This is a genomic window from Martinezella hainanensis (assembly GCF_900094555.1).
In the GTDB taxonomy this organism is placed as follows: Bacteria; Pseudomonadota; Alphaproteobacteria; order Rhizobiales; family Rhizobiaceae; genus Rhizobium; species Rhizobium hainanense.
Genome location: NZ_FMAC01000008.1, coordinates 84495 through 108987 on the forward strand (window position 1 = coordinate 84495; position 24493 = coordinate 108987).

General features: G+C 61.7%; 22 protein-coding genes. 13 read left to right on the top strand and 9 right to left on the bottom strand.

Annotated features, from left to right (window positions below):
• Window positions 1-20: 20 nt before the first annotated feature.
• Window positions 21-1817 (bottom strand): acyl-CoA dehydrogenase C-terminal domain-containing protein, encoded by a 1797-nt coding sequence (locus GA0061100_RS23725; protein WP_075855264.1) that lies wholly within the window; start codon window positions 1815-1817, stop codon window positions 21-23.
• A gap of 485 nt (window positions 1818-2302) precedes the next feature.
• Between GA0061100_RS23725 and GA0061100_RS23730 the strand changes: the two genes are divergently transcribed.
• The 3 genes from GA0061100_RS23730 to GA0061100_RS23740 all read left to right on the top strand — a co-directional run bounded on the left by GA0061100_RS23730 (window position 2303) and on the right by GA0061100_RS23740 (window position 8007).
• Window positions 2303-5989 (top strand): peptidoglycan-binding protein, encoded by a 3687-nt coding sequence (locus GA0061100_RS23730; protein WP_075855265.1) that lies wholly within the window; start codon window positions 2303-2305, stop codon window positions 5987-5989.
• Between the two features lie 288 nt (window positions 5990-6277).
• The gene (locus tag GA0061100_RS23735) at window positions 6278-7201 is read left to right on the top strand and encodes a sulfite exporter TauE/SafE family protein (protein ID WP_075855480.1); all 924 of its coding nucleotides are present in this window, start codon (window positions 6278-6280) and stop codon (window positions 7199-7201) included.
• Window positions 7198-8007, top strand: coding sequence for a TIGR02186 family protein (locus GA0061100_RS23740; protein ID WP_075855267.1), 810 nt, complete (start codon window positions 7198-7200; stop codon window positions 8005-8007). Before GA0061100_RS23735 ends, GA0061100_RS23740 begins: the two co-directional genes overlap by 4 nt.
• 149 nt (window positions 8008-8156) lie before the next feature.
• Here GA0061100_RS23740 and pdeM read toward each other — a convergent pair whose 3' ends face one another.
• Both pdeM and GA0061100_RS23750 read right to left on the bottom strand, forming a co-directional pair.
• Window positions 8157-8894, bottom strand: coding sequence for a ligase-associated DNA damage response endonuclease PdeM (gene pdeM, locus GA0061100_RS23745; protein WP_075855268.1), 738 nt, complete (start codon window positions 8892-8894; stop codon window positions 8157-8159).
• Between the two features lie 54 nt (window positions 8895-8948).
• The gene (locus tag GA0061100_RS23750) at window positions 8949-11513 is read right to left on the bottom strand and encodes a ligase-associated DNA damage response DEXH box helicase (protein WP_244557937.1); all 2565 of its coding nucleotides are present in this window, start codon (window positions 11511-11513) and stop codon (window positions 8949-8951) included.
• Between the two features lie 163 nt (window positions 11514-11676).
• Between GA0061100_RS23750 and GA0061100_RS23755 the strand changes: the two genes are divergently transcribed.
• Complete coding sequence (locus GA0061100_RS23755; protein ID WP_075855269.1) at window positions 11677-12195, top strand: RrF2 family transcriptional regulator; 519 nt, start codon at window positions 11677-11679, stop codon at window positions 12193-12195.
• 15 nt (window positions 12196-12210) lie between these two features.
• Window positions 12211-12672 (top strand): carboxymuconolactone decarboxylase family protein, encoded by a 462-nt coding sequence (locus tag GA0061100_RS23760; protein WP_075855270.1) that lies wholly within the window; start codon window positions 12211-12213, stop codon window positions 12670-12672.
• Window positions 12673-12799: 127 nt separating this feature from the next.
• Here GA0061100_RS23760 and GA0061100_RS23765 read toward each other — a convergent pair whose 3' ends face one another.
• The gene (locus GA0061100_RS23765) at window positions 12800-13840 is read right to left on the bottom strand and encodes a glutamine synthetase beta-grasp domain-containing protein (RefSeq protein WP_075855271.1); all 1041 of its coding nucleotides are present in this window, start codon (window positions 13838-13840) and stop codon (window positions 12800-12802) included.
• A gap of 444 nt (window positions 13841-14284) precedes the next feature.
• Here GA0061100_RS23765 and GA0061100_RS23770 point away from each other — a divergent pair, with 444 nt between their 5' ends.
• Window positions 14285-14476, top strand: coding sequence for a DUF2735 domain-containing protein (locus GA0061100_RS23770; protein ID WP_075855272.1), 192 nt, complete (start codon window positions 14285-14287; stop codon window positions 14474-14476).
• 9 nt (window positions 14477-14485) lie between these two features.
• Here GA0061100_RS23770 and GA0061100_RS23775 read toward each other — a convergent pair whose 3' ends face one another.
• Entirely contained in the window at window positions 14486-15121 is a 636-nt protein-coding gene (locus GA0061100_RS23775; RefSeq protein WP_075855273.1) for a YitT family protein, read from the bottom strand.
• Between the two features lie 107 nt (window positions 15122-15228).
• Window positions 15229-16173 (bottom strand): class I SAM-dependent methyltransferase, encoded by a 945-nt coding sequence (locus tag GA0061100_RS23780; RefSeq protein ID WP_075855274.1) that lies wholly within the window; start codon window positions 16171-16173, stop codon window positions 15229-15231.
• A 266-nt stretch (window positions 16174-16439) separates the two neighbouring features.
• On the opposite strand from GA0061100_RS23780, the gene GA0061100_RS23785 reads away from it, so the two are divergent.
• Genes GA0061100_RS23785 through GA0061100_RS23795 form a run of 3 tightly spaced genes read left to right on the top strand, consistent with a single transcriptional unit; the run spans window position 16440 to window position 18577 of the window.
• Window positions 16440-16706: a DUF6460 domain-containing protein gene (locus GA0061100_RS23785; protein WP_075855275.1), complete on the top strand. Its 267-nt coding sequence runs from the start codon at window positions 16440-16442 to the stop codon at window positions 16704-16706.
• Between the two features lies 1 nt (window position 16707).
• Window positions 16708-17211, top strand: a complete 504-nt coding sequence (locus GA0061100_RS23790) for a CAP domain-containing protein (protein WP_075855276.1) — start codon at window positions 16708-16710, stop codon at window positions 17209-17211.
• Window positions 17212-17227: 16 nt separating this feature from the next.
• The gene (locus GA0061100_RS23795; RefSeq protein ID WP_075855277.1) at window positions 17228-18577 is read left to right on the top strand and encodes an MATE family efflux transporter; all 1350 of its coding nucleotides are present in this window, start codon (window positions 17228-17230) and stop codon (window positions 18575-18577) included.
• Here the strand turns inward: GA0061100_RS23795 and GA0061100_RS23800 are convergent.
• Complete coding sequence (locus GA0061100_RS23800; RefSeq protein WP_075855278.1) at window positions 18553-19641, bottom strand: quinone-dependent dihydroorotate dehydrogenase; 1089 nt, start codon at window positions 19639-19641, stop codon at window positions 18553-18555. The genes GA0061100_RS23795 and GA0061100_RS23800 overlap by 25 nt on opposite strands.
• On the bottom strand, window positions 19638-19994 hold the full coding sequence (locus GA0061100_RS23805) for a DUF952 domain-containing protein (protein ID WP_075855279.1): 357 nt from the start codon (window positions 19992-19994) through the stop codon (window positions 19638-19640). Before GA0061100_RS23805 ends, GA0061100_RS23800 begins: the two co-directional genes overlap by 4 nt.
• Window positions 19995-20099: 105 nt before the next feature.
• On the opposite strand from GA0061100_RS23805, the gene GA0061100_RS23810 reads away from it, so the two are divergent.
• The 4 genes from GA0061100_RS23810 (at window position 20100) to GA0061100_RS23825 (ending at window position 23147) form a co-directional block, all read left to right on the top strand.
• Window positions 20100-20528, top strand: a complete 429-nt coding sequence (locus GA0061100_RS23810; protein WP_075855482.1) for a hypothetical protein — start codon at window positions 20100-20102, stop codon at window positions 20526-20528.
• Window positions 20529-20668: 140 nt separating this feature from the next.
• Complete coding sequence (locus GA0061100_RS23815) at window positions 20669-21334, top strand: S24 family peptidase (protein ID WP_075855280.1); 666 nt, start codon at window positions 20669-20671, stop codon at window positions 21332-21334.
• 15 nt (window positions 21335-21349) lie between these two features.
• A complete protein-coding gene (locus GA0061100_RS23820; RefSeq protein WP_075855282.1) occupies window positions 21350-22555 on the top strand; it encodes a thermonuclease family protein in 1206 nt (401 codons plus the stop codon).
• 178 nt (window positions 22556-22733) lie between these two features.
• On the top strand, window positions 22734-23147 hold the full coding sequence (locus GA0061100_RS23825; RefSeq protein ID WP_075855283.1) for a tellurite resistance TerB family protein: 414 nt from the start codon (window positions 22734-22736) through the stop codon (window positions 23145-23147).
• Between the two features lie 101 nt (window positions 23148-23248).
• Here the strand turns inward: GA0061100_RS23825 and GA0061100_RS23830 are convergent, their stop codons facing one another.
• Entirely contained in the window at window positions 23249-24124 is an 876-nt protein-coding gene (locus GA0061100_RS23830) for a transporter substrate-binding domain-containing protein (RefSeq protein WP_075855284.1), read from the bottom strand.
• Window positions 24125-24493 lie beyond the last annotated feature (369 nt).

Genomic DNA, 24493 nt, shown 5'->3' on the forward strand with positions numbered 1-24493 from the left:
AGCGGCAAGCGCCGCCTTGATCAAAAGGCTTCCGCCGCCAGTTCCATCATCGTGTCGGCGCCGGTTTCGATGCGGGCCTTGCGCAATGCCGTTTCCGGCATGATGCGCTCCATGTAGAACCGCGCCGTGACAAGTTTGTTCTTCAGATAATCCTCGCGCGCACTGTCGCCGCCCGCAAGCCCTGTCTGTGCCGCCTTCGCCATCTTCGCCCACATATAGCCGAGGACAACGAGGCCGAAGAGGTGCATGTAGTCGGTCGAGCCGGCGCCGGCATTGTCGGGCTTGGCCATGGCATTCTGCATGAACCACATGGTCGCGGCCTGCACATCGTTCAAGCCCTTCTTCAGCTGCTTGGTGTAGAAAGCCATCTGCTCGTCGTTGCGGTTTTCCTCGCAGAAATCGCCGATTTCCTTGAAGAGGGCCATGACGGCGCGGCCACCGTTCAGTGCCAGCTTGCGGCCGACGAGATCGAGCGCCTGGATGCCGTTGGCGCCTTCATAGATCATGGCGATGCGGGCATCGCGGACATACTGGCTCATGCCATGCTCTTCGATGTAGCCATGGCCGCCGAAGACCTGCTGCGCCATGACGGTGTGCTCGAAGCCCTTGTCGGTCATCACGCCCTTGAGGATCGGCGTCGCGAGACCCAGGATATCGTCGGCTGCCTGACGATCCTTATCGTCCGGCGAGCGATGGGCGATATCGGATTTCAGCGCCGTCCAGAGCAGGAAGGCACGGCCGGCTTCGTTGAAAGCGCGGATGGTCATCAGTGAACGGCGGATATCAGGATGGACGATGATCGGATCGGCCTTCTTGTCCGGCGCCTTCGGGCCGGAGAGCGACCGACCCTGAATGCGCTCGCGGGCATAGTTGGCGGCATTCTGATAGGCGATCTCGGCGATGGAGAGGCCCTGCAAGCCAACGCCGAGGCGCGCCTCGTTCATCATCACGAACATGGCGTTGAGGCCCTTGTTCTCGGCGCCGATCAGGAAGCCAGTGGCCTCATCGTAGTTCATGACGCAGGTGGCGTTGCCGTGGATGCCCATCTTGTGTTCGATCGCGCCGCACGAGACCGGGTTGCGCGCGCCGAGCGAGCCATCTTCCTTGACCATGAACTTCGGTACGATGAACAGGGAGATACCCTTGGTTCCCTCAGGCGCACCTTCGATGCGGGCAAGGACGAGATGGATGATATTATCCGTCATGTCGTGCTCGCCGGCGGAAATGAAGATCTTCTGTCCGGAGATCTTGTAGCTGCCATCGGCCTGGGGCACCGCCTTGGTGCGCAAGAGGCCGAGATCAGTGCCGCAATGCGGCTCGGTAAGGTTCATGGTGCCGGACCAGCTGCCCTCAACCATCTTCGGCAGATAAGTCTGCTTCTGTTCATCGGAGCCGTGAACGAGGATCGCTGCGATCGCGCCCTGCGTCAGGCCCGGATACATCATCAACGACATGTTGGCGGCGGAGGTATATTCGCCGACGGCGCAGTGCAGCACATAGGGAAGCCCCTGCCCGCCGAATTCTTCCGGCACGGCAAGACCCAGCCAGCCGCCTTGGCGATAGGCGTCATAGGCTGCCTTGAAGCCTTTCGGCGTCGACACCGTGCCGTCGTCATGGCGCACGCAGCCTTCCTGGTCACCGGAGTAATTGAGCGGGAAGAGCACTTCCTCGGACAACTTGGCTGCCTCCCCGACGATCGCCTCGATCATGTCTGGCGTCGCATCGGCATAACCCGGAAGATTGTTGTAGCGCTCCAGCCCGAGCACATCGTTCAGGACGAAGAGCGTATCGTTCACGGGGGCCTTGTAGACTGGCATTTCTCGAATTCCTCCAATTCGTCGCCGGACCTTGAGATTCCGGCCACTGTCATACTCTTACAAAATATTGACGTTTGCGTAAACGTCAAATTTGTGAGGCGCGCTGAAATTTTGGTGAAGCCGATGCGGGGTAGCGTGCCGCACGTGACCGACATCCCTCCATTCACCCAAGTAACGCGGCGCTGCCTGCGCGCAAGAATATCAGGCTGCGGGACAGCAGAACCGAAATAAAAGGTTAAAGATTTCCGCCAAACTTAACGAGTTGTTTACCACGTTTCGTGAATTGTACGAGTTGAGCAGCAGTGCTTCGCGTTTCTTCAACTTATGCTTGGATCGCGCGCTGGTTTTGCGGCTTCGTTTGAGGAAAGCCAATACATTTATCCCTTTCCGAACGGCGGGATGCAGACAGGGCGGCGATGCAGCAACGTCTTCTTCCGTCAGCATGACGGCCCGGGGTGGTCCATAGTTCAAGGCGAGCAAAAGATATGAGCGGATCGCGATCAAATCCTACCGGTACGGGCGACTGGACGTCGCTGGATGCTCTGAGCCGCACGATCGAGGGGCTGGAGGCACGCATCGAAGGGCTGATGGGAACCGCCGCCGCGCGCGATACACGCCAGCGCGTCGCTGTCGGCTATGCGCCTGCCCCCGAGCGAGCCGCACCGGAGCGGATGCCGCCCCGCCCCGAACGCGAGCAGCATGCCAGTCGCCCCTATGAGCGCCCGCTGCGCAACGATCGGCAGGAAAGTGATCTTCGCTCCGACCCGCTTGCCGAAATCCGTCAGCGCCAGCGCACGCTGGAAGCGAACCGCGAGCGTCTGCAGGCGCGGCGCGAGGAAATCGCGCATGCGGAACCGCAACCAGTGCGGCGCCCCGTCGACAACTACCCGCAGCGCCAGCCGATGCGCGCTGCTGTCGCCTCCGAAGCCCCGGTCGATATCGCCCAGGCACTCGTCAACCTTCGTCAGGATCTCAAGCGCGACATCGCCGAGAGCGTGACCCGCGAAGTCACCGCACTGCGCGCCGAAATCCGCGATATCCGCGAAAACACAGAGGACAAGCATTTCGTCGCCGATGTCCGCGAAGACATGGCCCGGCTTGCCGACAGCATCAACCAGCTCGCCGGCCAGCCGGAAACCATTGGTCTGAAAGCCGAGTTCGACGAGCTACGCTCGCTGATGGACGGTCTCGCCCGTGAAGAGTCGCTGCACCATGTCGAGCGCCAGGTGAAGGCTATCGACACGTCGGGCCTGCAGGACGAGCTCGTTTCGCTGGCCTATCGCCTCGATGACATCAAGCAGCATCTCGGCGGCATGAACGACAGCCCGGCCGTGCACGCGCTGGAAACCAAGCTGCTGACGATCGCAACCGCGATGGAAAGCCTCGGCTCGATGATGCAGCCGCAAGACCAGGCCATGCAGCGGCTGGAAGGACGCCTCAGCGGCCTTGCCGACCAGATCGACCTGATGAGCCGCGATGCGGGCCGCCGCCAGCCCGCCGACGATCTTTCAGGCCGTCTCGAAGCGCTTGCCATGCGCATCGATGAACTCGGCAGCGCCAAGGCCGTCGCCCGCCTTGAAGAGCGGCTGGATCAGCTTTCGCATCTGATGGAGCGGTCGCAGAAGGCCGCACCGCAGCCGGAACTCGTCACCTATCTCGCCGATATCTCCCACAAGATCGACGCGCTGGAACATGGCTCGGTCGGCAACGCCATGGCGGACCGGCTGGATTATCTCGCCCGCCGCATCGACGAGATCGATTTCCATCCGGCAGCGTCGGCTGCAAGCTTTGACGACAGCATGGCGCGCCGGCTCGAAGGCCGCCTCTCCGACATCGCGGCCCGGCTGGAAGCGAGCACCGCAGCACCGCCGACGGATACGCAGGCGCTGCGCAATCTTGAAGAGCAGATCGCCCATCTCTCGACATTGCTGACTGCCGAGCCGCGGGCCGCTGCCGATCATCTGCCCCCGGATTTCGATCGCCGGATGAGTGCGATCGAAGACTATATGGCGACCAACGACGAATACATCATCGAGGCGGCCCGTCATGCGGCGGAAACCGTCGTCGAAGCCTATTCGCGCGAAGGCGGCATGGGCCACGGTGCGCAGCCGGCCGACATGGCCGCGTTGACGGCGCTTGCCGAGGACCTCCGCCATCTCGAAGACCTCAGCCGCGCCAGCGACGAACGCACGCACCGCACGTTCGAGGCGCTGCACGACACGCTGCTTCAAATCGCCGACCGGCTCGACCACATGGAACAGCGCCGGCCGGCACCCGCCATGCCGGCCGCAGCCTTCGAAAGCGACGTCTTCGCCGAAGAGGATGCTCCGGCGTTGAAGCCGCCGATGGCAGCACAGCAGAAAGCTGGTCCCATCATCCGCACGGTTGCGCCCGCCGATGCCTCGGTTTCCGCCGAAGTCGCGGTCGCACAGGCGATCGACGCCAATACGAAGGCTGAAATCAAGGCTGCTGCCAAGAAGAGCGGCAAGACCAGCCTGTTTGCCAGCCTCGGCAAGCGTTTCTTCATGCCGGAAAAGGCCGAGCCGATCTTTCCGCCGGACCGCCCCGTCATCGAGCAGGCTCCGTCGATCGATCCCGCCGACGTGATGCCCGGCGAAGAGGCCAACGAGCTGCTGGAACCGGGTTCCGGCGCGCCTGACATCAAGAAGATCCTGGAGCGCGTGCGCGCCAGCCAGAACACGTCGCGGAGCGGAAATGCCCGTCAACCGACCGAAAACGAGCGGGCCGATTATATTGCGGCCGCCCGACGCGCGGCGCAGGCCGCCGCCATGGAAGTCGACCAGACGCAGCGCTCGGCTCCTGCCTCCAAGAAGGACGCCAAGAAGGGCGGCGCGTTCTCGCGCTTCCGCCGGCCGATCCTGCTTGCATTAGGCGCCATCATGCTCGCCATCATGGCCTATCCGCTGGCAAACACACTGACGCGGGGTCAGAAAGCACCGCCCCCAGCCCAAGTGTCGACGATGGTCGCGCCTGCGGACAGCGCCGCCACCAATACCGTCGTCGCCAATGCGAACCCCGTCGCCAGCAATCAGCAGCCTGCTGCAAATCAGGCCGCTGCACCCTCGGCCTCCACGACGGAGACGGCGGAAGCCCAGCCCGCGCCCACAGCCACCGATTCCGCCGCCGCTCCGGCAAATGATCGCCTGACGGCAGCGACCCCGCTCGACGGCAACCAGACGGCAAGCGAAGCCCTGGCCCCTGCCGGCAGCGCACCCACACAGCAGGCCACCGCCTTTGTTCAGACGGACAATACGGCCGCCGCAACTCCTGCCGCCGCACCGGCAGCACCGGAGATTGCGGTGCCTGACGGCATCCAGCCGCCGTCGCTCGTCGCCGCCGCCAAATCGGCCGATCCGGTTGCGCTCTTCGAAATCGGCGCCCGCTATACGGATGGTCGCGGCGTTGCGGCCGACATGAAGCAGGCAGCGAGCTGGTATCAGCTTTCGGCCGACAAGGGCTACGCGCCCGCACAGTACCGCCTTGCCAGCATGTACGAGAAAGGCAACGGTGTCGATCGCGACCTCGTCAAGGCCAAGCAGTATTACGAGCAGGCGGCCAACCAGGGCAATGCCAGCGCCATGCACAATCTCGCGGTTCTCTACGCCTCGGGTACAGCAGGACCGCAGGATTACGATAGCGCGGCAAACTGGTTCATCCGCGCCGCCGATCTTGGCGTCTCCGACAGCCAGTTCAACCTCGCGATCCTCTATGCGCGCGGCAACGGCGTGAAACAGGACCTGCAGGAATCCTACAAATGGTTCGCCATCGCCGCAAAGAGCGGCGACAAGGACGCCGCCCAGAAACGTGACGAAGTCGCCAACGCCATGAAGCCGGCCGATCTCGAAAGCGCCCGCGCCAAGGTCGACCTCTGGAAAGTGCAGCCGGCCGACCCGAAGACCAACGGCACCGACGTCCCCGACGAATGGACCACCGGCAAGGGCGTGAACACAGCCTCCATCGACATGAAGAAGGCGATCCGCAACATTCAGGCCATCCTCAACAAGAATGGCTTCGACGCTGGCGCGCCCGACGGCGCCATGGGGGACAAGACGGTCACCGCCCTGAAGAGCTTCCAGAAGTCTGTCGGTCTGCCGGCAGACGGACGGGTCACCGATCAGGTCGTCAAGGAGCTGCTCGCCCGCAACAAGTAGGGCCAGGATCTCGTGTGAAAGCCATCAATCGACATGCCGGCGCGACGACGCCGGCATTTTGTTTAGGAAGCTCAAGACTGCCGCATCCCCTGCCGGTGCCGGCCACGCCGCTATGCAGCGTCACAGAAAAGTGGAAAAACGCGGATTAAAGTAAAACCGGCAATTCGAAAACTGTGGCAGTGCGACCTTTCCTAAGGCTCTGGCAATGATTTCAGATTAGAATCCGCCGTTTAAGGGGAAATGGGCTTCGGTCACCGCGCCGAAAAAGCCTGCAAATGGGAACAAGGCGTGACGATCTATCTGCCGATCGCAGAATTGTCGGTGAATATTTTCATTATTCTCGGCATGGGGGCAGCCGTAGGGTTTCTCTCCGGCATGTTCGGCGTTGGCGGCGGCTTTCTCATCACGCCTCTTCTGATTTTCTACAATATCCCGCCGGTCGTTGCCGTCGCCACCGGCTCCAATCAGGTCGTCGCCTCCTCGGTATCGGGCGCGCTCAGCCACTTTCGCCGCGGCTCGCTCGACCTGAAGCTGGGCGCGATCCTACTTGCCGGCGGTTTGGCAGGGGCGACGTTTGGCCTCTGGCTGTTCGTGCTTTTGCGAAGGCTCGGTCAGATCGACCTGATCATTTCGCTGATCTACGTGCTCCTGCTCGGCACGGTAGGTTCGCTGATGCTGTGGGAAAGTGTGCGGGCGATGCGCCGCGCGGCCGGCAAACTGCCTCCGGCAACCGGCAAGCCGCGCCATCATAACTGGGTACAGCGGCTGCCGTTAAAACTGCGTTTCAAGAAGTCCAAGCTCTATCTCAGCGCCATTCCGGTGATCGGCCTCGGCTTCTTCGTCGGCATGCTGACGCCGATGGGTATTGGCGGTGGCTTCATCCTCGTGCCTGCCATGATCTATCTGCTGCGCGTTCCGACCAATGTGGTCGTCGGCACCTCGCTCTTCCAGGTCATTTTCGTCACCGCGTTCACGACCATCGTCCAGGCAGCCACCAACTATTCCGTCGACATCATCCTGGCCTTCCTGCTGATGGTAGCCGGCGTCATCGGTGCACAATACGGCGTACGCGTCGGCCAGAAGCTACGCGGCGAACAATTGCGTGCGCTCCTCGGCCTCCTCGTCCTTGCCGTCGGCCTTCGCCTCGTCGTTACACTCGTAATCACCCCCGCCGACATCTACTCGGTCATCATGGAAGGGGTGAGCCGATGAGAATGTCCGGACTGCTTTTCGCCGCCGCATTGCTGCTCACTCCGTTCTCCGCGCAGGCGCAGGTGCTGCTCGATCAGCCGACGACTTCGACCACGGCGCGGGAGACGATGGAGATCGGCACCTCGACGAGCGAGATCGCTATCACCTCGGATTTCACCGGCGCGGATCTGACGATTTTCGGAGCACTTTCCAATACCGACCAGCTGCTTCTGGCGATCGGCCAGTATGACATTGTCGTTGTGCTGGAAGGCCCGCGCGAAAACGCAACGGTGCGCCGGAAAGAGCGCGTCTTCGGCATATGGGTTAACACCCGCTCGATGACGTTCGAGCATGTGCCGGAAGCCTATTCGCTGTCGAGCACGCGCGCCGTTGACAACATCACCACGCCGCTCGAGCTCAGCGATCGCGGCATCGGCGTCGACCATATTCCGCTGGCGCCCATTGGCTTCGTCGGCAATGTCGGCGATGTTCCGGAATTCCGCGACGCCTTCCGGCGCCTGCAGAAGTCAGGCGGGCTCTATGAGAGCGATCCCGCCGGCGTCCGCTTCGTCAGCTCGTCGCTCTTCAAGGCGACGCTCAGGGTCCCGGCCGATGTGCCGAACGGGGTGCATACGGTACGTGCCTATCTCTTCAAGAGCGGCAAGTTCCTGAGCGAGAAATCGCTGCCGCTGCGGGTCATCAAGACTGGCATCGAGCAGATGATCACGGATGCGGCACATCAGCGGCCGATTACCTATGGCATTTTCTCCGTGTTGCTGGCCCTCGTCACCGGCTGGGGCGCGAGCTTCATCTTCCGGAAGAACTGATCAGCCGCCTTTCCGGCGATTGACGATCTCAAGATAGGCTTCGGTCAAGCATGGTGCGGTGGCTCTGCGATGCGAGCCGGTGAAAGTCGCCTGAAAATGATCGCGCAATTGCAGACGAAAAGCCGCTGCACACCTCTGCGCGACATGCTCTAAGCCGAGAGATTGCCGAAGCGGACAGAGTAGATGCGGTCGCGGCCGAGCAGGTGCGCGATCAGGCTTTCCCGCGCGAAGAGGCCGGCCATGGCCTTGTGGCGCAGGTCGAGGCCGCCGGTCATCACGCCGAAGGCCGGCATCAGCAGCCGGGCGCCATCCGTTGCGAAGCACGGGCGGCGCACCGATTTTTCCCGACGCCGGACGGTGGCGGCGGGATGCAGATGGCCGGCGATCTCGCCCGCCTGCTGCCCCGCTCTCGGTTCGTGACGGAAGGTCAGGCCGCCGTAATGCATCTCATCGACCGAGTGGCCGGGGAGATCGACCGTGCCATCCGGATCGTGGTTGCCGTTGATCCAGATCCATTCGCGACCGCGGGCCATATTGACGATGAGGCTGCGAAATTCTTCCGGCAGATGCTGCGATCCGACCCGATCATGGAAATTGTCGCCGAGCGAAACCACGAGTTTCGGATCGTAGCGGCCGATGACGGCAGAAAGAACGGTGAGCGTCGCCAGCGTATCATAGGGCGGCAGCATCATGCCGCGGCGGGCGAAAGCCGCCCCCTTCTCCAGGTGCAGATCTGAGACGACGAGAATGCCGGCATCGGGCAGATAAAGCGCGCCGAGGGGATCGCAGACGGCGGCAACGCCCTGAACGGCGGTCTCGACGCCTGACGTGGCCGTCGCACCGTTTCCCTGTCCGTTCATGTCTCGCGCCAGCGCCAAGCGGTGCATCACCTTGATCGTCTACCTTCGTCGTCCATTTCGCATGATCTCACGGGATCATACCTATTCCATCGCCTCGCGGATCAGATCGTCAGCCGCTTCCGCAAGCAGGGAATCGTGCGCCTCGCCCGGCACCGGCACCTTGCCGATTTCCAGCATCACCGGTACGGCGAGCGGGGAGATATGATCCAGCGCGCGATGGGTGATATGGCCCTTGATTCGCTTCAGCATATCCGCAAGTCGGCCAATATCCAAAAGCCCGGTCGCCGCATCCTGCCTCGTTGCCTGCAGCAGGATATGGTCGGGTTCGTGGCTGCGCAGCACGTCATAGATCAGATCGGCCGAAACGGTCACCTGCCGGCCGGTCTTTTCCTTGCCGGGATGCCGGCGCTCGATCAAGCCGGCAATCACGGCGCAATTGCGGAAGGTGCGCTTCAACAGGAAGGATTCGTCGAGCCAGGCTTCGAGATCGTCCCCGAGCATATCCTCGTCGAAGAGGTCGGAGAGGCTGAGATGGCCGTTGGCGATCATCAGCCCCATATCCTCCAATCCCCAGATGCCGAGCGAGTAATCGGTCGCGACGAAGCCCATCGGCTTGGCGCCGGCGCGCTCGAGCCTTCGGGTCAGGAGCATGCCGAGCGTCTGGTGCGCCAGCCTGCCCTCGAACGGATAGGCGACGAGGTAAGCGCGGCTGCCGCGCGGGAAAGTCTCGATGAGGAATTCGTCGCGCTTCGGCAGCAGCGACTTCTCTTTTTGAATTTCCAGCCAGTCGCGCACCTGGTCCGGCAGGCGGTGCCGCCGGTCGGGATCGGCAATCATCGCCCGCACCTGATCGGCGAGGTAGGTGGAGAGCGGAAACTTGCCGCCGGCATAGGAGGGGATTTTCGGGTCCAGCGAGAAGGCCTGCGACGCCAGGCACTCGCTCTCGCGAATGCCTTCGAAGCGCAGAACCTTGCCGGAAAAGAGGAAGGTGTCGCCGGGTGCCAGCTGCTCGACGAAATACTCCTCGACCTTGCCGAGCGGTGCGCCGCCTCGTCCAAGTGAGCCCAGCGCATTGCGCTTCACCAGGCGGATGTTCAGCATCGCCTCTTCGACGATCGTGCCGAGGTTCAGGCGATATTGCTGGGCGACCTGAGGATTGGAGACGCGCCAGCGCCCATCCGCCGTCTTGCGGATGCGGGCATAGCGCTCATAGGTCCGGAGCGCATAGCCGCCGGTGGCGACAAAATCGACGATGCGCTCGAAGGTTTCCCAGGAAAGCTCGGCATAGGGAGCGGCACTCTGCACCTCATCATAAAGCTCCAGCATGTCGAAGGGCTCGGCGCACGCCATGCCGAGCACATGCTGGGCGAGCACATCGAGCGCGCCGGCGCCGATCGGCGGCGTATCCTGCGCGCCGATGTAATTGGCATCCAGCGCCGCCTGGCATTCCATGACCTCGAAGCGATTGGCCGGCACCAGGATCGCCTTCGACGGCTCGTCCATACGGTGATTGGCGCGGCCGATGCGCTGGGCAAGGCGGCTGGCACCCTTGGGCGCGCCGACATGGATGACGAGATCGACATCGCCCCAGTCGATGCCGAGATCGAGCGTCGAGGTGGCGACGACGGCGCGCAGCCGATTTTCCGCCATGGCCGCTTCCACCTTGCGGCGCTGGCCGGCATCGAGCGAGCCGTGATGAAGCGCAATCGGCAAGTTATCGTCATTGGCCGACCACAGCTCCTGAAACAGCATTTCGGCCTGCGAGCGCGTGTTGACGAAAAGGAGCGTCGTGCGATGCGCCTTCAGCTCGCGATAGATATCCGGGATCGCATATTTGGCGGAGTGGCCGGACCAGGGGATGCGCTCCTCCGTCGACAGGATCGAAATATCCGGCTTGGCGCCCCCCTCGACGATGACGAGGCCGGCATGGCGTTCCTTTCCCGGCTCTTGCGCCACCAGCCATTTCTGCAGGTCCATGGGGTCAGCAACCGTCGCCGAAAGGCCGATGGTCTGGACGCGCGGCGCCAGCTTGCGGATGCGAGCAAGGCCGAGCGACAGCATATGGCCGCGCTTGGAGGTGACGAGCGAATGCAGCTCGTCGAAGACGATGTATTTCAGATCCTTGAAGAAGCGCTCGGCCTCGCGATTGGCGAGCAGCAGCGCCACCTGCTCCGGCGTCGTCAGCAGAATATCGGGCGGATTGAGCTTCTGCCGCTGCCGCTTGCCGCTCGGCGTATCACCGGTGCGGTTCTCGACCGATACAGGCAGACCCATTTCCGAGACGGGCTTCATCAGGTTGCGCTCGATATCGACTGCAAGCGCCTTCAGCGGTGAAATGTAGAGCGTATGGATGCCGGTGAAGCCCGAGCCGGGCGGGATCTTGCCGCGCCGGGTGAGGTCCGTCAGCGACGGCAGGAAGCCGGCGAGCGTCTTGCCTGCGCCAGTCGGCGCAATCAGCAGCGTGCTTTCACCTGCTTCGGCGCGGGCAAGCAATTCCAGCTGATGGGCGCGGGGCTGCCAGCCCTTTTCCGCAAACCAGCGGAGGAAAGGGGCAGGCAAGGCAAGAGGGTGTGCAGCGTCGATGTGGTCCACGGGGTAAATGTAATCGAAATGTGGAGGATAGGAAGCGGAGCGCATCGTTGGCATTGGCGTTTTCGGAGAGTACGCCCCCTCTGTCCCGGCAGGGACAGAGGGGGCGTTGATGGCTCGGCATATTCCGAACGCCGCTTACTTCCAGCCCCATTTCCCAGGGACTTGACTCTCACCATAATCGCGGATAAAAATTATCCATGATTAGAAAGGCACGAAGATGAAGCTCGGAGACGGCGTCGAACAATCCATTCACTGCGTTGCCATGCTGGCAGGCTTGTCAGATGGTGGTGTGCTTTCGGCGGCGTCGCTTGCGGAGTATCATGGCGTTTCGGTCAGCTATCTTCTGAAGCATCTGCAGGCGCTCTCGGGCGCCGGCATTCTCCGCACGGTACCCGGGCCGAAGGGCGGATATCGGCTGGCGCGCAAGCCGGAGGCGATCACCCTGCTCGATATCGTGCTCGCGGCGGAAGGCCCGTCACCGGCGTTTCGTTGCGCCGAAATCCGCCAGCGCGGGCCAAACCCCTTGCCGGGGCGCTATTTCGCCAAGCCCTGCGGCATCAATATCGCCATGCTGGCGGCCGAACGCGCCTATCGGGCGGAACTGGCGAAGACCAGCATCGCCGACATCCTGACCGACCTGACGGAGACGGATGAGGATGGAGGGATTGCCGCCAGAGGCTGCGCCTTCCTCGCGCTTCATGAGCGCAAGACAAAAATCGAATCCCAAAGACCTTAACCCAAGGAGAAGACCATGCACCCCCGCTTCAACTTCGCAAAGGCCTCGCCGGAGTCCTACAAGGCCGTGTCCGCCCTGGAAAACTTCGTCCAGACCTGCGGCCTGGAGCGCCGCTTCATCCACCTCATCAAGCTTCGCGCCTCGCAGATCAATGGCTGCGCCTATTGCGTCGACATGCATGTGAAGGAGGCCCGCCACGATGGCTTGAGCGAACAGTGGATCAACCTGATGTGCGTCTGGTGGGAATCGCCCGTTTACGACGACCATGAACGCGCCCTGCTGCGCTGGGTCGATTCGGTCACCAAGATTGCCCAGACCGGCATTCCGGATGCGGATTTCGAACCGCTGAAGCAGCATTTCAGCGAAGAGGATATCGTCAAGATCACCGTTGCGATCGGCGCGATCAACGTTTGGAACCGGCTTGCCGTCGGCTTCCGTTCGCAGCATCCGGTGGATGCGGCCAGCAAGGCATCCTGACGAGATAGATACGATTGGCGGAAGAGACGCCGCACGGCAGCAAGCTCAAACGCTACGGCCAATCCTCGAATTATACGCCAGATACAATTATGGCGTCGATCCGGAAGACCGACGCCATATTCAATGTTTAGGCAGCAACCGAACCGAAGCCAGCCGTCGGGACTTCCGAGATGGTCTTCAGGACCTGGGAAGCGATCTGGTAGGGGCAACCCTGAGAGTTCGGACGACGATCTTCGAGGTAGCCCTTGTAATCGTTCTTGATGAACGAGTGCGGAACGCGGATCGAAGCGCCGCGGTCGGCAACGCCGTAGCTGAACTTGTTCCACGGAGCCGTTTCATGCTTGCCGGTCAGGCGCATGTGGTTGTCCGGGCCGTAAACCGCGATGTGGTCGTGCAGGTTCTTGTCGAACTGAGCCATCAGCGCTTCGAAATAGGCCTTGCCGCCGACTTCGCGCATGAACTTGGTGGAGAAGTTGCAGTGCATGCCGGAGCCGTTCCAGTCGGTGTCGCCGAGCGGCTTGCAGTGGAACTCGATGTCGATGCCGTACTTTTCGCACAGACGCAGCAGCAGGTAGCGAGCCATCCAGATCTGGTCGGCGGCGCGCTTGGAGCCCTTGCCGAAAATCTGGAATTCCCACTGACCCTTGGCCACTTCGGCATTGATGCCTTCGTGGTTGATGCCTGCTTCCAGGCAAAGGTCGAGGTGCTCTTCAACGATTTCGCGAGCGACATCGCCGACGTTCTTGTAGCCGACGCCGGTGTAGTACGGGCCTTGCGGAGCCGGGTAGCCGGATTCCGGGAAGCCGAGCGGACGGCCGTCCTTGTAGAAGAAGTATTCCTGCTCGAAGCCGAACCATGCGTCTTCATCGTCGAGGATGGTCGCGCGGCTGTTGGATTCATGCGGGGTGACGCCATCCGGCATCATGACTTCGCACATGACGAGCGCGCCGTTCGTACGGGCCGGGTCCGGATAGATGGCGACGGGCTTCAGCACGCAATCGGAGCTGCGGCCTTCGGCCTGCATCGTCGACGAACCATCGAAGCCCCAAAGCGGAAGCTGCTCGAGCGTCGGAAATGCGTCGAATTCTTTGATCTGCGTTTTACCGCGCAGGTTCGGTACTGGGGTATATCCGTCGAGCCAGATGTACTCGAGCTTAAACTTCGTCATTACGCACCTCATAACAGTTAATCAGGCGAAGTAGGAAAACTTGGCCGGCGCGCCCGCCGGAAAATTCCTCACTACGAACGGCTGCCGAGGGAGATGCATTTGCCGTGCCAAATCGCATCGACACCTGGCTCGTCAGGCGAGATTTTTATGAATCAGTCATGTTCGGGCAAGATTTCCGGGCGCCAACCATCGGATTCTTTTTCAAATCGCCTGCGTCGTTCCAACGGAGCTGACAAGATGTCGCAGGCTTGTCGTCCCCGGGAATGGATCAGAAAACCAGCAGATCAAAGAAACGGCATCGACCGCACGATTGTCGAATTGCCTATAATTTCATCATTTAGCATTTTTTTTAAGCGGAATGGTGATCTTTGCCTTCGGCTTTGCTATATATGAGCTGTCTCTTGAAGCGCGCCCGCTTGAACACCAAAAAGGGAGAGACAACGAATGGCAATCGGTACCCGGCACGAAACCGCAAAGATCTATCAGTTTCCCGTCACGGCCCGCTCCACGGCGGTCAGCCAGCGTCCGAAGGTGAACCTCACCCCGGATATCGGCCCGACCATTGCGACGGCTGCATTCGACAGCTGGTATCACGAAGCTGCGATCGTCGAATCCGACGAGACCCGCAAGCAGTAAGCCTCAGCTTTACAGCGCTATGTAGCGATCCGAGCGATGATTGATCGCGACGAAGAGGTTGAGCGCGATTGCGCCGATGACAGAGCAGATGACCACCGGAGGTGTGGTCACCGCGAAAGCAACAGCAAGCACGCATAGATCGATTGCCAGCTGTACCAGCCCTGCCCTGACACCAAAACGTTCCTGCAGATAAATCCCCAGAATGCCGACGCCGCCGAGACTGGCGCGATGACGATAGAGCGCGAGCAGCCCGAAGCCGAGCAGGATGCCGCCGAGAAGCGCCGACCACAGCGCATTGATATGCGCGACATCGAAGAGCAACGGCTGCACATTGGTCAGCAGCGAGGTCAACGTGATGGCGATGAAGGTCTTGACGGTGAAGACCGTGCCGAGCTGCTTCAGCGACAGATAGAAGAACGGCAGATTGACCACGAAGAAGGCCAGGCCGAAATTCACGCCGATCGCATAATGCAGAAGGAAGGCAATCCCGGCGGTGCTGCCGGTCAAGAGGCCGGCGCTCGAGAGGCAGAACAGCCCCAGCGACGAAATCAGACTGCCGGAGACGATGCCCTGAACATCCTCAATCCACGAATGCCGGGTCGCGGAAGTATTCCAGACGCCAAATGCGCTCTTTGCGTTCGCCATGTGCTTTCCCCTGGGTTTCCAGGCCTTTTGCTGAAAGCGCCGATAACAATCAAGCGAAAATACGTAAGCAATGCTGACCTATTTTAAATTCGCAAGATTCGCAATCGTCAGGCCGATTTGTGGGTAATGAACAGAATGCCGTGGACCGGTTTTCCGCCATCCATGCGAATGACGCTGCGGGTGAGATCCAGCACCGTAAAGCCGTGGGCGGCCAAAATTTCTCTGACATAGGCCTCGGAGTGGGCGAACCGCAGGGAATCGCGCAGCACGTAACCGTCCGGCTGTTGCGCATCCTCGACGGAAAAGGCGAAGATTGCGTCATCAGTCGAAAGCTTGCGCACGATCGCCATCACGCCTTGCAGATTGCCGAGATACATCAGCACATCAGCAGCTGTCACCAGATCCGCGCGGCCGGCGGCAAGCCCTTCCTCAAACACGCCAGAGAGATCCGGCTCCAGAGACAGGTCGGCCTGGCCGAGATAGTCATAGACACTCTTCTCGGCCGCCTTGGCAAGCATGCCTTTCGATAGATCGTAGCCTTCGAGCCGATCGACGCGCGCGCGGATTTCCGGCCCGAGCAGCCCCGTGCCGCAGCCGAGATCGACGGCGAGGCGGAAATGGTTCGGGATACCGGCAGTCTCGGCAATCAGCGCCGCGAGCTTGCCGGGAACGGTATAGCCGAGCTTCTCGACCAGCGAGGTTTCGAAGCGATCGGCATAGTCGTCGAACAGTCGCTCAACATAGAGGCTCGGCGGCCGATCGGGCACCTCAGCGCCGCCGAGAACCGCAAGCTTCAGGCGGGCGCCAAAGACATCACCTTCATCGAGCGCCAGCACCTCGTTCAGCGCGGCGATCGCGCCTTGCGCATCGCCGGCCTTCTCGCGATAGGTCGCAAGCGTGAACCAGCCTGCCGCCCAGCGAGGAACCAGCTCCAGCGCCTGCTCCATCAGTTCGGCAGCGCTTGCAGGCTCGCCGCTTTCGGCAAGCATCTTCGCATAATCGGCGCGACGGTCGGCGATGACATCGCCGGAGGAAAGCTGGCTCGGCAGCATGGGTTTCATCCTGTTTGACGCTCGCCTTTGAACGCGGCCATAAAAAAACTCAAGTCCTATTTCAGGCAGGCGCAAGAGCACTTCCGCTTTTCTTCGAATCGCGAAAGGGCTCTGCCTTGTTTCTTTCCGCATTCTGGATGGAAAACCGCTGCGCACTTTTCCTGGAAGTGCTTCAGTTTGGAGTGTAAGCCGGGCAAAAATGCTTGCGAGTCGCAGGTCCCGGCCCTATTTCAACATCGACCGACTGCCATTATGGAGACGTCAGAATGTCCGATCAGGTGAACAGATTCCTTGGCGACTCGCCGGGCCGAACGCTGGTGAAGCTCGTCATCGTGTCGCTCGTCGTCGGCTTCGTGATGAAATTCTTCGGCTGGCGGCCGCTCGATTTCCTTTATGGCGTCCGCCGCTTCCTCACCGATCTCTGGCATAGCGGCTTTGCCGCGCTCGGCGAGTTCGGTGATTATGTGCTGCTCGGCGCATCCATTGTCATTCCCGTCTTCATCATACTTCGTTTGTTCAATCACCGCAGCTGACATGACCTCCCAGACCCTGACCTTAACGCGCCGCGATGCGTTGCGGCTAGCCGCCCTTGCGCTCACCGCATCAGTCGCAAGCTGTGCGACGCCGCCGACCCATGTTTCCAATATACCGGCCAGCGACCAGACCGCCTCGGCCCTGCCGCTCGTCAATGCACTGCGCGCCAAGAACGGCCTGCCGCCCCTGAAAATCGACACGGCCGCCAGTGCCGCCGCCGTCTATCAGGCCCGGCGTATGGCGGATGCCGGCAAGATGGAACACCTGATCGGCCTCGGCGACGATTTCGGCAAGCGCGTCAAGGCAAGCGGCGTCAAGCTGCCGGCAGCCGAGAACATTGCCGAGGGACAGCACGACGTGAATGCCGCGGTGACGGCCTGGATCAATTCGCCGAAGCATTTGCACAACATGCTCGGCAAATATGATGGGCTTGGCGTCGCGCTTGCGTCCACCCCCTCTTCCGGCGACAGGCCTTATTGGTCCATGGTGCTATCCTCGAACTGAGGAGGCGCAAGGTCAAATGGATGTCCAGCAGGGGAGCGTAAGGGTTCTGCCCTTCGACGTGACACATCGGCTCGTGCTGTCGATCGCGCTTCCGATGACGCTTGGCTTCATGACGACACCGCTGCTCGGCCTCGTCGACACAGCCGTCGTCGGCCATATGGGACAGCCGGATGCGCTGGCAGGCCTGGCGATCGGCGCCGTGCTCTTCGACCTCCTCTTTGCCAGCTTCAACTTCCTGCGCGCATCGACGACGGGGCTGACCGCACAGGCCTATGGCCGCCACGATCGGCACGAGCAGCAGGCCGTCTTCTGGCGTGCCATCATCTCGGCGCTCGGCTGCGGCATCGTGATCGTGCTTCTGTCGCCGCTGCTGCTCTGGATCGGCATCAAGCTGATGGGACCGGAAGGCGGCATTGCCGACGCGACGCGCACCTATTTCTCCATCCGCATGCTCTCCGGCCCGGCAGCACTTGCCAATTACGCACTGCTTGGCTTCGTGCTCGGCCGCGGCCAGGGTCGTATCGGCCTCCTGCTGCAGACCGTTATCAACGGCGTCAACATCGTGCTCGCCATCCTGCTCGGGCTCCGTCTTGGCTGGGGTGTCGCCGGCGTTGCCTGGGGCACGCTGATCGGGGAAGCGAGCGGCATGCTGCTGGGGCTTGCGATCGTACTGCGCGGCTTTGCCGGCGAGGAACGGCCGGCGCGCGCGGAATTGCTCTCACGCACCAAGCTCACGCAGCTCTTCGCGCTCAACCGCGATATCCTCATTCGCACTTTCGTGCTGATCGCTGCCTTCACGCTGATGACGCGCATCGGCAACAGCTTCGGCGCCGTGATGCTGGCGGCCAATGCCGTGCTGATGAACTTCTTCTTGTTATCCGGCTATTATCTCGACGGGCTGGCAAACGCAGCCGAACAGATCACCGGCCGCTCCATCGGCGCCAATTATCGGCCGGCCTTCGAGCGCGGCTTGAAACTGACCGCGCTCTGGTCCTTCGGGTTGGCTCTTGCCGCCGCCATCTTCTTCTTCACTCTGGGACCAGCCCTGATCCGCCTGCTGACGACGTCCGAGGAGGTTCGCGCTGCTGCTGGAGCCTACCTGCCCTGGGCGGCGATCACCGGGCTGACCGGTGCCCTCGCCTTTTTGATGGATGGAGTCTTCATCGGCGCCACATGGTCGCGTGAGATGCGCAACAAGATGCTGCTTTCCTTCGGCGGCTATCTGATAGCGCTGGCCATTTTTGTGCCCACGCTCGGCAATCACGGCCTGTGGATAGCCATGAATACCTTCCTGCTGTTTCGCGGCATCTTCCTGGCCATGGGCCTGAAGAAGCGGGCGGATCAAACGTTCCGGTTCGCCCAGTAGTCCAGCTTGGCATCGCGCAGGTCTCGGACTGAGCCGACACGCTCGCGATCGAGCAGCTTCGACAGGCCGGCAACGACCTGTCCCGGCAAACCCGGCCCTTCATAGACCATGCAGGAATAGAGTTGCACGAGATCGGCGCCGGCCTTGATCTTTTCCAGCGCCGTCTCCGCCGACGACACGCCGCCGACACCGATGATCGGCAGAGCCGCACCCACGCGGCGGCGCATCTTGGCAAGCACTGCGGTCGATTTTTCGAAGACCGGCTTGCCGGACAGGCCGCCTGCCTCTTTCGCCTGGCGCTGATCCTTCAAACCGTCGCGCGACAGCGTGGTGTTGGAGACGATCAATCCGTCAAGCGCATGCGACAGCACTTCGGCAGCGATATCGTCCATGCCCTCCTCCGTCAGATCCGGCGCAATCTTGAGGAAGACGGGAATGCACTTGCCGGCCTTGACCGCTTCGTCGTCGCGGGCGGCAAGCACGGCCGACAGCAGGGCCGACAGGCTTTCGCGCGCCTGTAGATCGCGCAGGCCGGGCGTATTCGGCGAGGAGATATTGGCGGTGAAATAACGCGCCACGGAATAGAAGCGACGAATGCCGGCGACGTAATCGGCGATGCGGTCGGCGCTGTCCTTGTTGGCGCCGATGTTGACGCCGATGATGCCGTTGCCACGAATGGTTTTGAGCCGCTGCAGAGCTGCTTCATGACCCTCGTTGTTGAAACCGAGGCGGTTGATGACGCCTTCGTCTTCGACCAGGCGGAAGATGCGCGGACGCGGGTTGCCCGACTGCGCCTTCGGCGTGACAGTGCCGATCTCGGTAAAGCCGAAGCCGAGCTTCAGCAGCGCCTCCGGCACCTCGGCATTCTTGTCGTAGCCGGCGGCCATGCCGATCGGGTTGGCGAAATCGAGCCCAGCCACGGTCTGGCGCAGGCGGGGATCGGCACTGATGCGGCAGGCCGGAACCAGCCCCGATTTCAGCGCCGCTATCGACATGCCATGGGCGGTTTCCGGATCGAACAGGAACAGGCCGCGCCGGCCGAGATCGCGAAAGGCGCCGATCATTCCGCCATCTCCGGAAAGACGTGAGCGCCATCGTCGCCAATCGGCAACGGCTTTTCCCAGATTACTGCGGAAAGCGGCAGCGGCGCATAGAGATGCGGGAAGAGATCGCCGCCGCGCGAGGGTTCAAAGACCAGCTTGTCGCCGAGCGCATCGCCATCGACCGCCACCAGCAGCAGGCCGGTCTGCCCCGCGAAATAGAGCTCGGCAGTTTTCTTTGACTGTTTCGCGGTGGAGAGGTGAATATAGCCGTCGGTCAGATCGATCGCCGCGCCATGAAAAACGCCGGTTTGTCTGGCTTGCTGCCAGAGCGTGTCCGGCACGATCTTGTAAACCACTGGCATGGCGATCATCATCCCTCTGTAAAGCTGTCCTGATAGGGCTTTGCACGAAAACATCAGCCGATGTCCACGGTTTCCGTGATGGATTTGGGGTTTAACGCAGAAAATCCGGAGGATGACATGACGAAGGAACTGAAAATCGGCCTTGTGGCCATGCTTCTGCCTACCGCCTTTCTTCTCGCCACGCCGGCTCTATCGGCCGAACCGGATGCAGAACGCTTTCAGCTTGAGCGCAGCGGCGATCACTTCATCCGCCTCGACAAGCAGACGGGCGCCATGTCCATCTGCCAGGATCAGAACGGCAATCTCGTCTGCCGCATGGCTGCCGATGAACGCACCGCCTATGACGACGAGCTAGATCGCCTGGCCGACCGCGTGACGAAACTGGAAAAAACGGTCGCCTCGAACAAGGGGGCAAGCCTGCCCGACGATGCCGAGATCGACCGCACGCTCGGCATCATGCAGAAATTCATGCGCGGCTTCATGGGCATGGCGAAAGAATTCCAGAACGAGCAACCGGACGTCAAGCCGCAACCGCAGAAGACCTGAGGCCGGCAAAAAGGCCATACGACGAAAGCACGGGGATAAAGGACCGTATTCCTATGCCGGTCTTTACTCGCCAAAATGCCTCGGTTAACGTTTTCTAAAGAGCAGAGCGCCGGGCGAGCCGGCGCGGATACCGAGCGGCGATGCTGTCACACGAGCAGATATGGGGTGCGATCGACCGGCTTGCCGAGCGGCATGCCCTGACCCCCTCTGGTCTCGCCCGCCGCGCCGGCCTTGATGCCACTTCCTTTAACAAATCCAAGCGGTTGAGCCAGGACGGCCGCCTGCGCTGGCCCTCGACGGAATCGATCGCCAAGATCCTCGATGCAACGGGTGCCAGCCTGGAGCAGTTCCTGAGCTTCATCCGGCCGAGCGAACCACCGGGCGCTGCGCTCGTGAATGGGACCCTGTCGGCCGGCCACTCGATCCCCCTGATCGGCTTCGCCCAGGCGGGCGCAGGTGGCTTCTTCGACGATGGCGGATTTCCGGCCGGTCAGGGCTGGGACATGGTGGAGTTTCCCGTTGCAGCCGGGCAAAGGACTGGCGCCTATGCGCTCGAGGTGCAGGGCGAAAGCATGTTGCCGCTCTACCGGGATGGCGATATTCTGATTGTCGAGCCAGGTGCTCAGATCAGGAAAAACGACCGTGTCGTCGTGAAGACCCGCGAGGGTGAAGTCATGGCCAAGGTCCTGCTGCGGCAGAGCGCCAAGTCGATAGAACTTTTGTCGCTCAACCCCGAACACCCCAATCGCAGCTTCGAGCTTGCGGATGTGGAATGGATTGCCCGGATCATTTGGGCCAGCCAATAGGAAAGTTTTCTCGTTATGCGTCGTGATATTTGGCTTGCCGGTGTGGCAGGCGCCATTGTCGGTTCTTGGTTGACCCTCGTCGCGATTCAGGTCAGTGAGCGTGGTTTCAGCCTGCCCCACCGGGGCAACAGCACTACGGCGGCAGAAAACAAGCCGGCTGCGACTACCCCGAGCGAGACCGCCCAGGCCGGCACCATGCCGCCGAAGGCTATCGAGGCACCCAAGCCCGCTGAAACCACGAAGCAGAGCGACGCGAATTCGGGTCAGCCGCTAGTGCAGGCCGACGGCTCGGCCACGCAAGCAACGAAGGATAAGGCAACGATCCTAGCCACAGCGTCCCCTTCCACAAGTAGCTCCGACGGCGGTCCCGAGCTGTCCGCCACCGCCATGGCGGCGGCGGCAGCGGCAGCGGCGAGTGACGACGACGAGGCCAAGGTCGAGGAAAACAAGACGGCGGCAGCAGAGCCGGTGACGCAACAGGACAACGAGGTTCCGACAGACGCGGCGAAGGACAAGGGCGCTGCCCAGTCCCAGGCTCCACAGCCAAGCGAAAGCGCGCCGGACAAGGCGGCTGCCGCTTCATCGGAGACAGCGTCTTCCGATGAGGTCAAGACGGATCCCGTCCCGGACAACCGGATACCGGCCGACCAGATCGACAGGGAAACGGCGGCTGCCGAACATCGAACCCTGCCGCCGGAGTCACCACAGCAGCAGCCTCAGCCGGAGCCTCAGTCCGAACAGACAGCGCTTGATCCCGCATCCAAGCCGCAGGAGCAGACGACAACGATCGAACTCGTCCGCCCCTTCTCGGATCAGGCTGGCATATTGACCATATCAGGCAGGAGCGTGCAGCTCAGCGGGATCGTTCCGACCGATGTCGACCGGATGTGCACCGGCCCGAGCGGGAAGGACTGGCCCTGCGGCCAGGCCGCACGCACGGCCTTCCGCATGTATCTGCGTGGCCGCTCGATCGATTGCGATGTGCCCGATGCCAACTGGAAAGGCACTGTCAAGGGCGCCTGCCGCTATGTCCGCGTCGATCTCAGCGCCTGGCTGGTGCGCTTTGGCTGGGCCGATCCGGAGCCAGGCTCGCCGCTTGCATCGCTGGTCGATGAGGCCAAGCAAAAGAAGCGTGGCATGTATGGGGACGATCCACGCAAGAATGGAAAATCGACGCTCGGACCAGCCTTGCCCAAGGAAGACCCGCTCAATCCGATCTGACGCCCTGCTTCCGCCGTTACAGCGCCGCGCGTCATATGTGACCCGCAAAGGTCGCTGTAGCACTTTAAACCCGCTGCATAATTCCTTAAATCGATTCCGATTTAAGGAATTATGCAGTAACTTTTGCGATGAGACGCGCGACTTTTCAGCCTGCCAAATTCAAAGGACTTCGCCTGTCATGAACAAGCCGCTTTCTGCTCACGAGGCCCTGATCTATGTCATGGTACTGGCCTCGGCCGTTGATCGCACGATGAACGATCGGGAACTCAGCCGCATCGGTGAGCTCATCCACGCCCTGCCGGTCTTCAAGGGGTTCGACGACGAGAAGCTGATCTCCGTCTCCCGCGATTGCGCCAAGCTCCTGGCCAGCAATGAAGGGCTCGACATCGTGCTCGAAACCGTACGCGATACGCTGCCGGCGCGGCTCTACGATACAGCCTACGCCCTTGCCGTCGAAGTCGCTTCGGCCGACCTGTCGGTCAAGGCCGAGGAACTGCGCCTGCTCAGCCTGCTTCGCGACCGTCTTGGCCTCGACAAGCTGACCTGCGCGGCCATCGAGCGCAGCGCGATTGCCCGCTACCGCAAGGCCTGACCAGAGCAATTCCGGGAAAAGTGCGCAGCGGTTTTCGTCCGCAATTGCGAGAAAGCAAAGAGCTAGGGCGCTTCAGAGAAGCCGTGAAAAGCTGAACCGCTCTAGTACAGCCCGTAGGGGAAATAGCGCAGATAGATTTCCTGCAGCCTGCCATCGCGTGAGAGTGTGGCAAGCGCATGATTTATCGCGGCCGTCAGATCGGCATCCTGCTGGCGCAGCATGATGGTCAAGCCCTCGCCGAGAAATTGCTGCGACAGGTAGGGACCGTCAAACAGCGCGCAGCATTTTTCCGCCGCCGGCGACGAGACCCAGAAGGAAAGCTGCAGGCCATCGGCGAAAGCGGCATCGACCTTGCCGTCCTTGACGGCGGCCAGCAGCGCATCCTTGTCGTCGAACGGCACTGGCTTGATCGCCGGGAAGAAGGCCGTCAGCATTGCCTCGTGCACCGTGCCCTTGACGACACCGACCGGATGTCCCGCGAGCGAGGCGGTCGTGCTGCCGCTGATCGATGCCTTGAGATTGCGCACGAAACGGGCCGGCAACGTCAGGAAAGGCCGCGAAAAGGCAAAAGTCTTGCGCAGTTCAGGCGTGACCGCGACGCCGGCAATGACGGCATCGCCCTGGGAAGCCGCGAGCGCGCCCTGCAATTCGCCGAAGGGCAAGGCCTGGATCTGGCATTTGTCGGATATTGAGAGCTCATCGCAGATCTTGCGCGCCAGCTCGACATGGAAGCCCGTGAGCTTGCCGTTCTGATCGAGGAAATTGAAGGGCGGAAAATCGATCGATGTCAGGAAGCGCAGCCTGACCAGGGAGGACAGGTCCGGCTTCGGCAGGCGCTCGCGCGCATCGAACAGGATCGGCAGGTTCTGCGGCTTCGTCTCCTCGGCGGCAACCGGCCAGGCGCAGGAGATGGCGACCAATGCCGCACACGCGAGAAGCCGGGGGACGGAGATCGTCGACGAAAGGCAAACAGGCATGGTCTCGATCCAGCCTCCGGTCGTGGGTGCACGTTTCTGATTCACGAATCCGATTTAGCAGAGTCACGCCGCAGGGGGAATATCGTGCCATGCAATGTCGGCGGCCGCGTCTGCTGGATGAACGGCGGAGATCGTGCGCACCGCCCGGTTGCGAAGTTTTGCACATGCACAAAATTAATGAGGGAATCCGGCTCTGCCGCCGCCACCGTTAGCGGTCGATTAAGCTCTGTTGATTGTACTCAGCGCCATCGACGACATCGGCCCCAACGCCGATCGCATGATGCAGGTCGTCTGGACCTTCTCGGCAAGGTATCACGCAAATTCGGCTTCACCCGTGCACTTCAGGCAGCGCTCCCCTCACGACCCGAG

What these genes read in the sequence shown, in the direction of transcription:
- GA0061100_RS23725 (WP_075855264.1), bottom strand. Translation starts at nt 1,817, where the DNA reads ATGCCAGTCTACAAGGCCCCCGTGAACGATACGCTCTTCGTCCTGAAC.
- GA0061100_RS23730 (WP_075855265.1), top strand. Translation starts at nt 2,303, where the DNA reads ATGAGCGGATCGCGATCAAATCCTACCGGTACGGGCGACTGGACGTCG.
- GA0061100_RS23740 (WP_075855267.1), top strand. Translation starts at nt 7,198, where the DNA reads ATGAGAATGTCCGGACTGCTTTTCGCCGCCGCATTGCTGCTCACTCCG.
- pdeM (WP_075855268.1), bottom strand. Translation starts at nt 8,894, where the DNA reads ATGCACCGCTTGGCGCTGGCGCGAGACATGAACGGACAGGGAAACGGT.
- GA0061100_RS23750 (WP_244557937.1), bottom strand. Translation starts at nt 11,513, where the DNA reads ATGCCAACGATGCGCTCCGCTTCCTATCCTCCACATTTCGATTACATT.
- GA0061100_RS23755 (WP_075855269.1), top strand. Translation starts at nt 11,677, where the DNA reads ATGAAGCTCGGAGACGGCGTCGAACAATCCATTCACTGCGTTGCCATG.
- GA0061100_RS23760 (WP_075855270.1), top strand. Translation starts at nt 12,211, where the DNA reads ATGCACCCCCGCTTCAACTTCGCAAAGGCCTCGCCGGAGTCCTACAAG.
- GA0061100_RS23765 (WP_075855271.1), bottom strand. Translation starts at nt 13,840, where the DNA reads ATGACGAAGTTTAAGCTCGAGTACATCTGGCTCGACGGATATACCCCA.
- GA0061100_RS23770 (WP_075855272.1), top strand. Translation starts at nt 14,285, where the DNA reads ATGGCAATCGGTACCCGGCACGAAACCGCAAAGATCTATCAGTTTCCC.
- GA0061100_RS23775 (WP_075855273.1), bottom strand. Translation starts at nt 15,121, where the DNA reads ATGGCGAACGCAAAGAGCGCATTTGGCGTCTGGAATACTTCCGCGACC.
- GA0061100_RS23780 (WP_075855274.1), bottom strand. Translation starts at nt 16,173, where the DNA reads ATGCTGCCGAGCCAGCTTTCCTCCGGCGATGTCATCGCCGACCGTCGC.
- GA0061100_RS23785 (WP_075855275.1), top strand. Translation starts at nt 16,440, where the DNA reads ATGTCCGATCAGGTGAACAGATTCCTTGGCGACTCGCCGGGCCGAACG.
- GA0061100_RS23790 (WP_075855276.1), top strand. Translation starts at nt 16,708, where the DNA reads ATGACCTCCCAGACCCTGACCTTAACGCGCCGCGATGCGTTGCGGCTA.
- GA0061100_RS23795 (WP_075855277.1), top strand. Translation starts at nt 17,228, where the DNA reads ATGGATGTCCAGCAGGGGAGCGTAAGGGTTCTGCCCTTCGACGTGACA.
- GA0061100_RS23800 (WP_075855278.1), bottom strand. Translation starts at nt 19,641, where the DNA reads ATGATCGGCGCCTTTCGCGATCTCGGCCGGCGCGGCCTGTTCCTGTTC.
- GA0061100_RS23805 (WP_075855279.1), bottom strand. Translation starts at nt 19,994, where the DNA reads ATGATGATCGCCATGCCAGTGGTTTACAAGATCGTGCCGGACACGCTC.
- GA0061100_RS23810 (WP_075855482.1), top strand. Translation starts at nt 20,100, where the DNA reads ATGACGAAGGAACTGAAAATCGGCCTTGTGGCCATGCTTCTGCCTACC.
- GA0061100_RS23815 (WP_075855280.1), top strand. Translation starts at nt 20,669, where the DNA reads ATGCTGTCACACGAGCAGATATGGGGTGCGATCGACCGGCTTGCCGAG.
- GA0061100_RS23820 (WP_075855282.1), top strand. Translation starts at nt 21,350, where the DNA reads ATGCGTCGTGATATTTGGCTTGCCGGTGTGGCAGGCGCCATTGTCGGT.
- GA0061100_RS23825 (WP_075855283.1), top strand. Translation starts at nt 22,734, where the DNA reads ATGAACAAGCCGCTTTCTGCTCACGAGGCCCTGATCTATGTCATGGTA.
- GA0061100_RS23830 (WP_075855284.1), bottom strand. Translation starts at nt 24,124, where the DNA reads ATGCCTGTTTGCCTTTCGTCGACGATCTCCGTCCCCCGGCTTCTCGCG.